At 47.8% G+C, this 14,360-nt stretch carries 11 protein-coding genes; 8 read left to right on the forward strand and 3 right to left on the reverse strand.

Features of this window, described 5'->3' with window-relative positions; genetic code table 11:
* Window position 1 precedes the first annotated feature (1 nt).
* The 4 genes from BMZ54_RS25295 (at window position 2) to BMZ54_RS25315 (ending at window position 7,860) form a co-directional block, all read left to right on the forward strand.
* A complete protein-coding gene (locus BMZ54_RS25295; RefSeq protein ID WP_143081131.1) occupies window positions 2-2,257 on the forward strand; it encodes a hypothetical protein in 2,256 nt (751 codons plus the stop codon).
* Between the two features lie 2 nt (window positions 2,258-2,259).
* Window positions 2,260-3,987 (forward strand): hypothetical protein, encoded by a 1,728-nt coding sequence (locus BMZ54_RS25300; protein ID WP_089918732.1) that lies wholly within the window; start codon window positions 2,260-2,262, stop codon window positions 3,985-3,987.
* An 81-nt stretch (window positions 3,988-4,068) separates the two neighbouring features.
* Window positions 4,069-4,992: a helix-turn-helix transcriptional regulator gene (locus BMZ54_RS25305; RefSeq protein WP_089918734.1), complete on the forward strand. Its 924-nt coding sequence runs from the start codon at window positions 4,069-4,071 to the stop codon at window positions 4,990-4,992.
* Window positions 4,993-5,343: 351 nt separating this feature from the next.
* Entirely contained in the window at window positions 5,344-7,860 is a 2,517-nt protein-coding gene (locus tag BMZ54_RS25315; RefSeq protein WP_089918738.1) for a DUF5686 family protein, read from the forward strand.
* Between the two features lie 30 nt (window positions 7,861-7,890).
* Here BMZ54_RS25315 and BMZ54_RS25320 read toward each other — a convergent pair whose 3' ends face one another.
* From BMZ54_RS25320 to BMZ54_RS25330, 3 genes are all read right to left on the reverse strand, one after another.
* On the reverse strand, window positions 7,891-9,051 hold the full coding sequence (locus BMZ54_RS25320; protein WP_162277664.1) for a transglutaminase domain-containing protein: 1,161 nt from the start codon (window positions 9,049-9,051) through the stop codon (window positions 7,891-7,893).
* Window positions 9,052-9,111: 60 nt separating this feature from the next.
* Entirely contained in the window at window positions 9,112-9,303 is a 192-nt protein-coding gene (locus BMZ54_RS25325; protein ID WP_089918744.1) for a DUF3606 domain-containing protein, read from the reverse strand.
* Window positions 9,304-9,404: 101 nt separating this feature from the next.
* On the reverse strand, window positions 9,405-10,400 hold the full coding sequence (locus tag BMZ54_RS25330; protein ID WP_089918745.1) for an SDR family oxidoreductase: 996 nt from the start codon (window positions 10,398-10,400) through the stop codon (window positions 9,405-9,407).
* A gap of 545 nt (window positions 10,401-10,945) precedes the next feature.
* On the opposite strand from BMZ54_RS25330, the gene BMZ54_RS25335 reads away from it, so the two are divergent.
* From BMZ54_RS25335 to BMZ54_RS25350, 4 genes are all read left to right on the forward strand, one after another.
* Window positions 10,946-11,302 (forward strand): nuclear transport factor 2 family protein, encoded by a 357-nt coding sequence (locus BMZ54_RS25335; RefSeq protein ID WP_089918747.1) that lies wholly within the window; start codon window positions 10,946-10,948, stop codon window positions 11,300-11,302.
* 95 nt (window positions 11,303-11,397) lie between these two features.
* Complete coding sequence (locus BMZ54_RS25340) at window positions 11,398-11,739, forward strand: YciI family protein (protein ID WP_089918751.1); 342 nt, start codon at window positions 11,398-11,400, stop codon at window positions 11,737-11,739.
* 44 nt (window positions 11,740-11,783) lie between these two features.
* Window positions 11,784-13,025 carry an RNA polymerase sigma factor gene (locus BMZ54_RS25345; protein WP_089918753.1) on the forward strand — a complete coding sequence of 414 codons (1,242 nt, stop codon included), beginning with the start codon at window positions 11,784-11,786 and terminating at the stop codon, window positions 13,023-13,025.
* Between the two features lie 428 nt (window positions 13,026-13,453).
* On the forward strand, window positions 13,454-14,296 hold the full coding sequence (locus BMZ54_RS25350) for a DUF899 domain-containing protein (RefSeq protein ID WP_089918755.1): 843 nt from the start codon (window positions 13,454-13,456) through the stop codon (window positions 14,294-14,296).
* Window positions 14,297-14,360: the final 64 nt, after the last annotated feature.

Genomic DNA, 14,360 nt, shown 5'->3' on the forward strand with positions numbered 1-14,360 from the left:
TATGAGTAAAAAAACCATACAATTATTGATAGGGTGCTGGTGCTGCTGCTCGTCAGTATTTGCCCAGACAGTGATTGTTACAGATGATGCAGCTTATACAACCGGGCAGGCATCGGCGGCGCTGGATGTAAAGTCCACCAGCAAAGGCTTTCTGCCGCCCCGCATGACAGCGGCGCAGCGAACGGCAGTTGCAAGCCCGGCTGAAGGCTTGCTCGTTTTTCAAACAGATGGTACCAAAGGGCTTTACTATTATATCAATGGCGCGTGGACCATTCTCGCTTCCGGGGCAGGCGGTTCCTGGTCTCTCACCGGTAACAGCGGAATTAATTCCAGCACAAATTTCCTGGGCACAACGGATAGCGTCAGTTTGCGCCTGCGCACCAGCAACACTACCCGCATGTCGATTGACAGCGTTGGCAATATTGGCATCGGCACACTAACCCCCACACAAAAGCTGGCGGTGAATGGCGCCATCGCCTCTACAGCCACCACCTATCCCAATTACGCGTACAACAGCGCATTCAGGATGGCCTTTGGAGAAAGTAATGTACCGGCCAATGAAACCGGCTCAGTGGTGCAATACGGGTCAGGGAGCAGTACCCGCAACATGTTGTTTGCTTTCACCAAAACCAATGTAAATACTTCCTTTTTCGGTAATGACGGCAACCAGATGATGCTGGGATCGGAATCAACCCGGCCTATCACGTTCCGCACCGGTCTTGTCTATTCGGCTGCAAATATTATGGGTTCCGGTACAGAGATCATGCGGGTAAGCCCAACAGGTGTAGGCATTGGCGTTACCGATCCTGCTAACCGCCTGGTAGTAAAAGATACCCTGGAGATCCGGCATGTGGCCGGCGTATCCCAGGTTTTGTTCAGCAATACGTCAGGCGAAGGTGTGGGCGATTTCCGTATTGCCGGCGACGGTGGCGACCTTTTCTGGCAGGGCGGAGGAGGCAGGGCCTTACAAATGGGGTCCTATCATACCACCATCCTGGGTGGGGACCGCCAGACAGCTACCCTCCCGGCATTTGTGAGTGGCAGCACCCTGCTTAATACAGGCGTACTCGTGAAAGCACAGCGGGATGTAAGCGTAGCGCTGGCCATTCAACCTAATTCCGCTTCCCAGACCGCCAATATCACCGAATGGCGCAATGCCTCCGGTACGGTAATGAATGCAGTAGCTCCAACCGGCTATCTGGGGCTTGGCACCGGAACGCCTACTGCACCTCTGCATGTGGTAGGTACTAATCCCGTAACATTGTTAGGGGTACAGGCAGGTACCGCCACCAGTACAGACAGTATGCTAACTATTTCCAGCGGCATCGTCAAAAAGCTGCCTGTAAGCACTTTCAGCACACCCGGCAGCAGCTGGTCTACCACCGGCAACAGCGGCACCAGCCAAACCACCAACTTTGTGGGTACTACCAGCAATGTAGGGCTTAGCTTTCGCACCAATAACGCGCAAAGGATGATCATTGACAGCGTTGGCAATGTGGCTATCGGAACTACTGCTTTCGACGCCACTAACCGGGAAAGGCTGCTGGTAGATGCCGGCGTCACTACTTCTGTGAATGCCATTTATGCAAAGGGCACAGTTAATAATTATTTCCAGATGAATATCCGCAACCTGTCTAACGGCACGCAGGCCAGCTCAGACTATGTGGCAACAGCAGATAACGGGACCGAAACCACCAACTTTGTGGACCTGGGCATTAACGGCTCCGGGTATGCGTACCAGCCCGGCAACCCCATTGAAACCGGCCAGCCCAATGATTGTTACCTGATCGGTTCCGGCAACGACCTTTATATTGTTAACAATAACGTTGCAAAGTCCACTATATTCCTGGTGGCAGGTACGGCTGCTTCCAATGAGGCAATGCGGATCTCACCCGCAGAAAATGTGGGTATTGCCACTACAAGCCCTACGGCCAAGCTGGATGTAGGAGGCACCTTTAAGCTGGGGGCCAGCGGCTCTGTTATGAACAACATCATTAAAACATCCGTTTCCATTACAGACAACACCAATATCACTTATACGGCCAGCCTTACCAAAACAGCCACCGTAACCGGCGCTAACGTTAATGCAACGGTTATTGTAAATCCCCGCACCGCATTGCCTAACGGCGTAAGTATTGCATGGTCACGGGTGAGCGCTGCTAATACGGTGCAGATTAATTTTACCAACACCGGTGCAGGTACCTTTGGCAACCAGGTCCTGGGCACCGTGGTATTTGATATCACTGTTATTCAATAAGCATGAATCTGAACCGGTATATATTTATCCTGGCTGTTCTTATCCCGGCTGTTTTGCGGGGCCAGGGCCTTATTATTCCCTCAGGCGCTTACGTTATCAGTAAAGGGAATATCGTGCTGCAGGCTAACTGGCAGAACAATGGCACCTTTACCCAGAACACTGGTACAGTAATGTTTAACGGCAACGTACAAACGCTGAATGGCGGGCCAACGGTCTTTAATAACATAACAGTCGGCGCTAACAGCACCACTACTATTACTACTGCGGGCCATTCGCTGAAAGCGGTCCTCTTATCTAATGGCACACTGCAGGCAGGCGGAAATCTCACCCTGCTTTCTACCGCTGGACAAACAGCGCTGATCGATGGCACAGGAGCAGGAGAGGTGCTTGGTAATATAACTATGCAGCGGTACCTGGCTTCCGGCTTCGGGTACAAGTATCTGAGCTCGCCCTTTCAGCATGCAACTGTTAGCGAGCTGGCAGACGATATAGACCTGGGCGCTTCCTTTCCTACGCTGTACCGGTATGATCAGAGCCTCGCAAGCTCAGGCTGGGTGCACTACGTGAACCCTTCAGATCCCCTGGCAGTGATGCAGGGCTACGCAGCCAATTTTGGAACAGGCGCTTTACCTGTGACAGCAGATATTACAGGTGTGGTGAACAATCATACCGTGTCCTTACCTGCTTTGTATAACAACCATCAGCCTTATACCCTTGGTTTTAACCTGGTTGGCAATCCATATCCCTCTCCGATTGACTGGGATGTTTCCGGCGGGTGGACAAAAACAAATATTGACGACGCCATCTATTATTTTAATGCAGGAACAGCGGACCAGTATACCGGCACCTACAGCTCTTACATCAATGGCGTATCCAGCGACGGTATTGCCGGCAATATCATTGGCGCCATGCAGGGCTTTTTCGTGCATGTGTCGGATGGCGCTTATCCGGTTACAGGCGCCTTATCTGTTCAGAACAACACCCGGGTTAATGACCTGAACCCCAACTTTCATAAGGAGTATCCCAACCTGTCGCCTATGTTGCGGTTAACCGCTGCATTTGCCGATGAAAGCTATCCCCCGGATCCGGTGGTGGTTTATTTTGAAGATACTGCCAGCACCCGCTTTGAAGAGCGCCTGGACGCTTTGAAAAGATTGAATACAGATCCGCGGGCGCCCAACCTGTATGCACTATCCACCGATAATGCAATGTTATCTATATGTGCCTGGCCTACCCTCAAAGACAGTACCGGCGCCATTCCGCTCGTGCTCCAGACAGACCGTGCGGGATGGATCACCTTTAAGGGGCAGGACCTGGAACGGATCCCTGCCCACTGGCATATTTATCTCCGGGATACCACTGCAAAGGTTACACGTAGCCTTCAGACAGAGGCGCCCTACCGGCTGTACCTGAACAAAGGAGAATATAAAAACCGCTTTTACCTGGTATTTCAAAGAAAGGATAATGCCGGGCCGGATCCTGGTAGCAATAACAATGCTGTTTTTAATGCCTATAGCGCTGCCGGAAGATTATATGCGAATATGCAGAACGTAGCTGCGGGGAGGTGCTATATTACCGTCACTAATTTGCTGGGGCAGGTCATACTGCGGCAGGAGCTTATGGGCAATGGCGTACATGAGCTGAAAGGCCCGTTGAGCAGCGGCCTGTATATTGTAAGCTTTTATGCACCGCAGCTGCAATATGCAAAGAAAGTGCTGGTTACGCAATAAGCCGGTTTCTCCCTTTAAATACTTTATTTTGTAGCCTGTTAGTTATCATAGCAGCATCTGTAAACGTGCAAAAAGAATTCTATGTACCGTACAGGCTTAAACAGTGCATTACAACAATATCGTCACTCAGAGCAGGACCCGTCCGGTTATTCCCTGGATACTGAAGAGCTTTATTTTGGGGACATTGGCCTTAAATGGGGCAGCTGCGCTAACCCTGAACAGCGCGTATATAGTTTCAAACCACGGCAGAACGCAATTGTTTCCCACTTTCGCCTGGCCGATCCTGCGCCACGGGCACGTTCAGGCAAAGACCAAAGTTTCAGGGAAAAGCATTTTGTTGTTTTCAGGGAAGCAGCAGAAACTTACGAGCTCTCCATATCACCCACCTATGGCGGTACCCGGCGGTTTTTTGAGCTGATGTTATCCGAGCAGCTCTTTAAAAGCATCTTCACACCGGAAAGTGATTTTATGAACCGCTTGGGGGAAAGTGAAATAGTGAACCGCCCGCTGCCTGGTTTTTGCGCAGCCATGCAGCCCAATATGTACGCCGTCATAAACGAAATGAAACGCGCGCCCTATAGTGGTTCATTAAAGGGGCTATACCTCGAAGCAAAGTCCATAGAGCTGTTCCTGTCGCAGGTGAGCCAGCTGGATAAGGGTACGGCCGGCAATACAAAATTAAAGCCGGCTGATAAAGAAGCATTATACGCAGTTAAAAGCTATATAGATGCGCATTATCAGCAGGCTTGCTCTATTGTAGACCTGGCCCGTATGGCCTGCATCAACCAAACAAAACTAAAAACCGGGTTCAAAGCACTATTCGGTAATACCGTATTTGCCTATATAAGCGACCTGCGTATGCAGGAGGCTAAAAAATTACTGTTAGACGAAAAATTGCCGGTAGGCGAGGTGGCCGATAAAGTGGGGTATGCCCATGCTCACCATTTTGCAGTTGCTTTCAGAAAAAAATTCGGCGTGCTGCCGGGAAGCATTAAATTGTTATAGATCATACCCCTGCCATATTAATCCCGAGCTCCCGGGTGGCAGCGCTGGAATTTGCCTCCGGAGCATACATAATGTAAAGTTTATAATTTCTTAATACAGCTCCCGGTTAAACAAAAGGCATAGATAAAAGTCTTAGCTATTGTAATATGATTGGCGTTTGAAACGTTGAATGTTAGCGGATAGCGGTGCAGATGAATAAATGCCTGCTGGGCATAATTCATAAAATATGTTTTATCGGCATTAAAGAACAACCGGTCCTGGAAATATTCCTGATCGTCTGTAAATGCTGAATTCTCCGGAATAAAATCGAAATTGGTATGGCTTTCAGCAAGGCCATTAAAGTCATATAACATGCCCAACCGCACCTGCATACTTGTTTTGCTGTTCTTCATGCTACAACAAACCGGCCTGCAGGCGCAATCAGTTAATGTTTACGGTACTGTGCAGGATTCGGTGACCAGGTTGCCAATGTCCAATGTAAAGGTAAGCGCCGGGAACGGCCGTTATACCACCCTTACGGATACTGAAGGTAAATATTCACTGCGTATAGGCAGTAATGTGAGCTTCCTGCAATTTTCGGTGGAGGGTTTTTTTACAAAGGTACGGCCTTGCACTAATGCCTATATACAGGAAATAAATGTGCTGCTGGCCTCCAGGGAACGGCAGCTGGCAACGGTGGTGGTAAATAGCAAACGGCAGCGTTACAGCAACCGGAATAATCCTGCAGTGGAATTAATAAAACAGGTAGTTGCCCACCGTGATGAGAATGGTATCGGCGCGTATACTACTGCAAGTTATGGCCAGTATGAAAAGCTGTGTATGTACCTGGATGGGTTTCCACGCTGGCTATCGGATAAAGGCCCATTGAAACGGTATCATTTTATTTTTGAAAATAAGGATACTACCAAGGTAGCAGGCAAAGAGCTGGTGCCCATTTATATAGAGGAAAATGTATCCCGCAATTATTTTCAGCGCAGCCCGCACAGGAAGAACCAGGTGATAGAGGGGCAGAAGAAAGTTGATTACGGTGATTTTATAGATACACATGGAGTAAGCGTTATCCTGAACCGGTTATACGAAGACATTAATATATACGATCCTGTTGTGGTGGCTTTTACCCGGCAGTTCATCAGCCCTATCTCAGACGCAGGACCTGCCTTTTACAAATATTTTATACAGGACACCATTGTAGAGGAGAACATCAGGCTGGTACGCCTTTCTTTAATGCCCCGGAATACCAATGCACTGCTCTTTACAGGTACCCTGTATATTACGCTGGACGGGCATTACGCGGTAAGAAAACTGAACCTGCATACAAATAAGAATATGAACCTGGGCCTGGTGCGGAATTTCTCTGTTATCCAGGATTTTGAGCAGGATAGTGTTACACATAAATTTCACCTGGCTTACTCTGATGTGATCACAGACTTTGGATTAACCAAAGGTACCTCCGGCCTGTTTGGCGAAAGACTGGTGCTTTTCAGCAACTTCGTAACCGGGCAGCCCATTGCAGACAGCCTTTTTAAAAAGGACTATACCGTCGAATATAAGCCGGTTGTAAAACCGGATAGTTTTTTCCGGGCCTACCGGCTCAATACCTTGTCCACAACAGAAATCCGCACCTATGGGAATATTGACAGCCTGCTGCACATGCCATCCTACAAACTAACCACCGACCTGATAAATATGAGCTCAACGGGTTATAAGTCCTTTGGCGCTGTTAGCATTGGGCCGGTTTTCAGTTTCCTGAGCTATAACCCGGTCGAAGGTTTTAAGCCCCGGGTAGGAGGGCGTACCACTCCCTATTTCAGCAAGCGGTATTACCTGGATGGTTACCTGGCGTATGGTACAAAAGACCAGCAATTCAAATATTTTGGCAGCGCCACCTATTCCTTTAACAACCGCTCTGTTTACAGGTATCCCATGCATTTTCTGCGGGTAGGCTACCGGCATGATACAAACATTCCCGGTACGGATGATGAATACGTGGAAAGTAATCTTTTACTTTCCATTAATAGCGGGGCTAATGACAAATACCTGTATAACAACATTTTTCGTGTGGATTATGTCTATGAATTTGGCAACCACCTGCTGGCAGGCTTTGGCGTTAAATATAAGAAACAGCATCCCTCCGGAAGCCTGTTCTTTGCAAAGGGCGTGGATACGGTTGGTTCCCTGCAAACGAATGAGCTCTCCGCCACATTCCGCTGGGCGCCCCATGAGCAATTTTACCAGAATGACCTGTGGCGTTTTAATGTTGTAAACCGTTACCCGATATTAACCGTTAATTACACGCATGGCTTTAATGCGCTGGGTGGTGAATATGATTACAACCGCTTCGAGGCCACCCTCTACAAAAGGTTTTACTGGGCACCCTTTGGTTATACAGATATAACGGGCAATGCGGGCTATATTTCAGGCAGCTTACCCTGGCCTTTGTTAGAGATGCACCAGGGCAACCAAACGCTGGGATACAGCTCAAGCGGCTTTAATATGATGAACTATCTTGAGTTTGTAAGCGATCACTATGCAGGCATCAGTATTGAGCATTCTTTTAAAGGCTTCTTTTTTGACCGTATACCATTGATAAGGAAGTTAAAATGGCGTGAAGTAATATCCGGCAGGTTGCTATATGGTGGCTTGCGCGCAGAGAACCAGCCCTGGGCAAATGGCGCTTTTAAATTTCCGGTTAAGGATAATGTAACGGCCACGTATACACTTAACAGCGGTCCGTATTTTGAAGCAGGCGCTGGTATTACCCGTATTTTCAAAGTACTGCGTATAGATGTGATCCGGCGTTTTACCTACCTGAACCATCCTTCCATATCGCAATGGAGTGTACGGGGAGGAATAAACTTTGAGCTGTAAGGGAGAGCTGTTTTTTTGAACGGCGCCCCGCTAATTCAAGGGTACGCCAAACCAGGTGTACTTCACAAACATAGACCTGCGGCCGGATCTGCCTTTAGTAAAATATTTAGTCAGCCATTCCTGCTGCTCATTTACCCGGGTGCTCAAATCGCCGATCTGCTTGCGCATACCGGTAATGAGTGTAGTGGTATTAGCGTCCGGTTTTTTGATCTTATCCAGCCGCTCTGTGGCTTGTTTCAGCTCGGTGCTGCATTCTGTGAGCATGGCTTGTATCTCCGTATCACTGCGCTCCGGCTTAAATTGTTTGTTATAAAAATTAATGTAATCGTTAAAAGCATTTACTGCATTGTTATACCGGGCTAAAGCGCCGTTGTAATGGTATACAATGTTATTCTGCGCATCTATTTCAATTTCCCTGCGCAGGTATTGCAGGCGGTCAAAGCTCATGGAGTTCTTTACCCCTGCGGTTTCCAGCCTGCGGGCAGCTTCCGTGTAATAGCTGATCCTGTCCTGCTTTTCAAAAGCGGCAATAGAATCCGCATAATTAAAGAACGGTTTGGCAGGATCGGGCTTGGTTTTACCATCATAAAACTCCTGGCTGCTAACCGGGTAAGGCAGCAGCTGCCACAGGTAATCAAAAGGCATATGCGACTTTATGAGCTCAGTGCCGCTGGCCGCAAAATACCGGTTGCTGATCTTTTTCACAAATTGCTTATTCTGGATATAACCGGAGCCCCAGGTAGGATCAAACAGGGCCCAGCCGGTATCTGTAAGGGCTGCGCACCAGGCATGGGGAATGTAGTCCACAAAGCCATTTTGCCGGGTATAGCCCTCTATCACATAAGATTTAATGCCTGCTTTGGAGCAGATGTCCTGGAACAACACTGCATAATTCTCACAAATGCCTTTCCGGGTTTTCAGGGCCTTTTCTATCTTCTCCTCTTTCTTTTCATAAAAGTTAAGGGCAAACATATTGTTCAGATCATACTGGATATTGCTGGCCACCCAGATAAAGGCGGCCCGCACCTTATCACTATTCCGGCTAAACTGGCTATTAATGTAAGCCGCAATACCGGCCGTAGTAGTGGCAGCTGAATCCGGCGCTTGTAAAGCTTTGGCGTCCACCTCCGCATAAATATTGGGGACAGGCTTTGCCGCGGTAGCAGTTTTAGGCTTATGAACGTATAGCAAAGATATTACTATTACAATACTTTTAGAACTCCGGTGTTTGTGCGCGGGGATAGGATTTTATCACCGCTTATTCAATGTTTCCAGGTATTTAACCACATCTGCCCGTAAGGGCCCTTTGGATTTAATAGCCTCCACAACCTGCTCATGTTTAAGGTGGGCGAATTGCCGGTGCAGGTATTCTACTTCACTGGGGTCGTTAGCATCAACCCGTATTCTATCCTGCTGACCCACGTTTGATTTATTGTCTGCCATAATATTAGCGTTTTAAATGAAAAATCTTGGTCTGTCATTAATATAAACACATACATCATGCCGGAGACGGCCAGTAAGGCTGCCGGACCATTCAGGACCGGTTATGGTTGTCCTTTCCCTCCGGAAGAACCATAAATCTGCCCAGTGGCAAAACTTGCGTCGCTTGCTGCGAGCTGAACATAAATAGAGGCAAGCTCCACCGGCTGACCCGGACGGCCCATTGGTGTATCACCGCCAAAGTTTTTAAGTTTTTCCTGTGTAGCGCCGCCGCTGACTTGTAAAGGTGTCCAGATCGGACCTGGAGCGACGCCATTAACACGAATGCCTTTTGGGCCGAGCTGCTTTGCCAGCGATTTAACATAGTTGGCTGTTGCAGCTTTGGTTTGCGCATAATCATACAGATCCGGAGACGGATCATAGGCCTGCTCTGATGTTGTACCAATAATGGCTGAACCGGGTTTTAAATGCGGCAGGGCTGCTTTAATAATCCAGAACGGTGCATAGATATTAGTTTTCATAGTAGCATCAAAATCTTCCGTACTTACTTCCAGGATCGATGCCCTGGCCTGTTGCCGTCCGGCATTGCAAACCACAATATCTAATCCATTAAGCTGCTGTACTGCCTTTGCCACTAAATCCCGGCAGAATTGCTCTTCCCGTATATCACCAGGTATAGCCACCGCCTTACGGCCTGCTGCCTTAATTAGTTCAACTACTTCCCGGGCATCTGCTTCTTCAGCCGGCAGGTAGTTGATGGCAACATCGGCGCCTTCCCGTGCATAGGCAATAGCGGCAGCACGCCCCATACCGGAATCGCCTCCGGTAATTAATGCCTTACGTCCGCTCAAACGGCCGGAACCTTTATAGGACGTTTCGCCATGATCCGGGCGGGGTTCCATTTTTCCTGCTAAACCGGGCCAGGGCTGGCTTTGCGCATTAAATGGTGGCTTGGGATATTTTGTAGTCGGATCTTCAAGACCCGGTGTTGCGGATGTACGGGATTGAGCGGTACCTTTTATAATAAAAGATGGGGCTGCCGCTAATGCTGCCAGGCCTCCTATTGCCTTACGGCGGCTTATTTTGTTTGACTGGTCCATATGACTAACATTAAGATTTAGAATGGTTAATTATTATTGATTAGCTAGAACCAGCTGAAGATATCCTGGTTCATTGCTTATTATTAACGAACCGTTACAAAGTTTACGCCATGTCAATGCAATGGACCCTTCATGTACGCCATTCTAAAAATTGATAGCAGGGCTGGGGAATTTTCATGCTGTACCGGGGAGGCAGCACTCCACACTATGGACTGCCATTGGACTGAAGCGTAGCCGGTCTCTACGTGAATAGCGTTAACAAAAAAGGGCTGATCCAAAGGCCGGCCCTAAGACAGGTGTGATACTCATTCAGGGTTATAAGCGGCAGCTTGGTCATGGATTTTAAAGATCGGTTTTCACGGCATTGAATAATGTCAGGGAACCGTTAAATTACATCACTGAAAGATCGATTTTTCCGGTGAGCCCACCACCTTATCACTGGCCACTGGCAAGGAACTTGTTGTAAAACAGCGATATTGATAACGCCGGTCACCTGATAAGCCGGCCAGTTGCGGAAACCTTTTCTTTAAATAAAAACCAGTCTTATGGAAAAGCAACAATCAACCCTCGTAAGCCCGGTTGAAGCGGTGCAGGGTTTTCTTCAGGCATTGAATGAAGAAGATTTTGATACGGCCAGGCAATACCTGGCAGATGACTTTACTTTTGTGGGCGTGCTGGGTACGCGCAATGGTGCAGAGGTATACATACAGGATATGAAAAAGATGAAATTCAAATACCAGGTAAAAAAACTTTTTGTGCAGGATCAGGATGTATCCGTATTTTATGACATCAATATGGGAGAGGTGGTCCTCTTTGCCGCCGGCTGGTACAAGGTAGGCAAGGACGGTATTAAGTCCTTGAATGTCATCTTTGATCCAAGGCCGGTACTGGCCAAATCTTAGCCTGGATCCTGTACGAAATGAAAAATATTTTCCATTTTGTCCCCATTGAGAATTACCGGTCGTCCCTAGGGTATAAACCCATAAAACTTAAAAAAATGAAAGAGTTCTTATTTGTATTCAGAGCAGATTACAAGACTATGCCCCAGGCATCACCGGAACAAATGCAGGCCAATACGCAAAGGTGGATGAACTGGGTGGCAGGGATTGCCGCACAGGGTAAGCTGGTTGACCGGGGCAACCGGCTGATGAGCACAGGTAATGTATTAAAAAGCGACGGTATCATTTCTGACGGACCTTACACAGAGATCAAGGAATCCATCCTGGGCTACACGCTTGTAAAAGCAGCCTCTCTGGAAGAAGCAACCGCGCTTGCAAAGGATTGCCCGATATTATCATTCGGCGGAAATGTGGAGATCAGGGAAATTAATGCACTATAATAATTTTGATAGCCCTTGCAAATTTGCAGGGGCTTTTTTTATCTATGCAACAAGATAGCTTAATACCACACTTATTTAGAACGGAATACAGCAAAATAGTGGCTGTGCTCTATCATTCGTTTAATTTAAAGCAGCTTGAAATTGCCGAAGATATTGCGAGCGAAACCTTTCTGAAAGCCGCCGAAGTCTGGAGTATTAAAGGCGTTCCGGAAAATCCGGCTGCCTGGCTTTATACCGTAGCAAAAAACAAAACCAAAGATTATTTTAAACATAATGCGGTTATTGAAAAGCAGGTTAAAGAGGCCAAACAGTTAAATGATATTGAAGCAGCGCAGGAGTTTGACTTTAGCGATCAAAATATAGCCGACAGTCAGCTGGCTATGATCTTTGCCGTTTGCAATCCCGGTAATTCAGCAGAAGCCCAGATCTGTTTAGCGCTTCAAATCCTTTGCGGGTTTAGCGTGGAAGAAATTGCAAATGCGTTTTTAACAAAAACCGAAACCATAAAAAAGCGTTTACAAAGGGCCAGGGCCAACCTTCGTAATGGTGATTTTCAGATCAAAATTTTAAGTGAAGCGGAAATTAAGACCCGCTTGGAAAGTGTTTTAAAAACTTTATACCTGTTGTTTAATGAAGGATATTTTTCCCAGACAAATAATCAGCTGATCCGTAAAGACCTTTGTTCTGAAGCGGTGCGGCTAACGTATATCCTTACGGAGAATAACCTTACAAGCACACCACAGGCAAACGCACTGCTTGCCTTAATGTGTTTTCAAAGCTCACGTCTTGACGCACGAATAAGCGATAATGGAGAAGCAATTCTGCTGGAGGACCAGGACAGGAATTTGTGGGATCAGGAATTAATTGAAAAAGGAAATCATTACCTGGTAAATGCCTGTCAGGGCAATGAAATTTCAAAGTATCACCTGGATGCAATGCTTGCATACTGGCATGCCACCCCAACGGATAAAGATAAGTGGCAGCATATTTTGCAGTTATACAACCAGCTTGTCATTATTGAATACTCGCCTGTAACTGCATTGAACCGGGCGTTTGCATTTGCAAAAGTATTCGGTCATGAAAAAGGCATAAAAGAAGCGGAGAAGCTTAAGCTGGATGAACATGTCTATTATCATTCCCTGCTGGGGTATCTGTATGCCGGTATAAACAGTGACCAAGCAATTCACCATTACGAAAAAGCGGTTGGGCTTACAAAGTCCAGGATAGAAAAGCAAACCCTCTCAAAGGAAATAAAACGGCTGGCTGAAAAGCGGGCTGCTACTTAATGAAGACCCCTGGTGTTTATACCATTCCTTGCTGCATACTCCCTCGCAGCATTTTCCCTATAGTTTTTAGTATTCTCATATTTTTCATAGAATGCTTCCAACACCGCTGCAGATGCCTGTTCCGGCGTTCCGCTGTGAAACCTTGGTTCCGGCGCATACTCTATTTGTAGCTGGATCCGCTCAGCTACCTGGGTACCGCATAAAATGGCTGCAACTTCCAGTGCGCCGTCTATACGGGCTGTTACCTAAGAGCTGTTAGGTAGTTTAATTGATGGCTGATCCAGCCCGTGATGGTAGTGAATGTACAAAAAGTATATGGTACGATTTTTTCGGTCGCATAAAAGTTAATCTGAAACCCCCCGGAAGGTTATACCCGTACAGCCTGGCTTTTTTACAAACCAATCATGTAGCATTATAAAAATGAAATCATGCCTACGATCAAAACTGTTAGCGGAACCGAAAACCGGAAGGTAGTTTCGCAAAAAGAATGGCTTGCAGCCAGGCTGGAGCTGCTCAAAGCCGAAAAGGAATTAACAAAACATAGCGATGAGGTAGCGCAGCTGCGGCAGGAGCTGCCATGGGTGCGGATAGACAAGAAATACCGCTTTGATACGGATGAAGGCGAAGCATCGCTTGCGGATCTTTTTAAAGGACGTTCGCAGCTGATCATCTATCATTTCATGTTTGGCCCCGACTGGACGGCGGGGTGTCCATCCTGCTCATCCATTGCAGATGGGTTCAATGGTATTGCCGTTCACCTGGCGAATCACGATGTGATGTTTTGGGCCGTATCGCGGGCTTCGCTCGAAAAGCTGCAGGCATATAAGCAGCGGATGTGCTGGAGCTTTCCATGGGCGTCGTCGCTGGATGGGGAGTTCAATTTCGACTTCGGCGTTGCGCTCACGGAGGAGCAGCAGCGAGAGGGTGGCGTTGAATACAATTACCGGCAGGAGGCGCCAACGAGCGATGTATTCCGCTGGCGCGCAGGCCATGAGGGAGGTGGTGACGGGGCAGAGGCTAAGCTGGCTGCCATGTGTGGAACTGATGTTCCTTCATACCATCGTGACAGGCCGGGTATGAGCGCGTTTGCGTTGGAAGATGGTGTTGTATACCACACTTATTCCGCCTATGCACGCGGAGTAGATGCCCTCTGGGGCATGTACCCATGGCTGGACCGCGCTCCCAAAGGACGCAACGAAGAAGGCCCCTGGTGGCGCCGCCATGATGAATATGACCAACCGCAGGGCGTTAAAAAAGACTGCTGCGCCTGAACGGCCGGTAAACAGATAATTATATGGCACAATAGCCCGCAACATAAAATTCAGCCGGCTACAG

Source organism: Chitinophaga rupis (genome assembly GCF_900109685.1).
GTDB classification, from domain to species: Bacteria; Bacteroidota; Bacteroidia; order Chitinophagales; family Chitinophagaceae; genus Chitinophaga; species Chitinophaga rupis.

What these genes read in the sequence shown, in the direction of transcription:
- BMZ54_RS25295 (WP_143081131.1), top strand. Translation starts at nt 2, where the DNA reads ATGAGTAAAAAAACCATACAATTATTGATAGGGTGCTGGTGCTGCTGC.
- BMZ54_RS25300 (WP_089918732.1), top strand. Translation starts at nt 2,260, where the DNA reads ATGAATCTGAACCGGTATATATTTATCCTGGCTGTTCTTATCCCGGCT.
- BMZ54_RS25305 (WP_089918734.1), top strand. Translation starts at nt 4,069, where the DNA reads ATGTACCGTACAGGCTTAAACAGTGCATTACAACAATATCGTCACTCA.
- BMZ54_RS25315 (WP_089918738.1), top strand. Translation starts at nt 5,344, where the DNA reads ATGCCCAACCGCACCTGCATACTTGTTTTGCTGTTCTTCATGCTACAA.
- BMZ54_RS25325 (WP_089918744.1), bottom strand. Translation starts at nt 9,303, where the DNA reads ATGGCAGACAATAAATCAAACGTGGGTCAGCAGGATAGAATACGGGTT.
- BMZ54_RS25330 (WP_089918745.1), bottom strand. Translation starts at nt 10,400, where the DNA reads ATGGACCAGTCAAACAAAATAAGCCGCCGTAAGGCAATAGGAGGCCTG.
- BMZ54_RS25335 (WP_089918747.1), top strand. Translation starts at nt 10,946, where the DNA reads ATGGAAAAGCAACAATCAACCCTCGTAAGCCCGGTTGAAGCGGTGCAG.
- BMZ54_RS25340 (WP_089918751.1), top strand. Translation starts at nt 11,398, where the DNA reads ATGAAAGAGTTCTTATTTGTATTCAGAGCAGATTACAAGACTATGCCC.
- BMZ54_RS25345 (WP_089918753.1), top strand. Translation starts at nt 11,784, where the DNA reads ATGCAACAAGATAGCTTAATACCACACTTATTTAGAACGGAATACAGC.
- BMZ54_RS25350 (WP_089918755.1), top strand. Translation starts at nt 13,454, where the DNA reads ATGCCTACGATCAAAACTGTTAGCGGAACCGAAAACCGGAAGGTAGTT.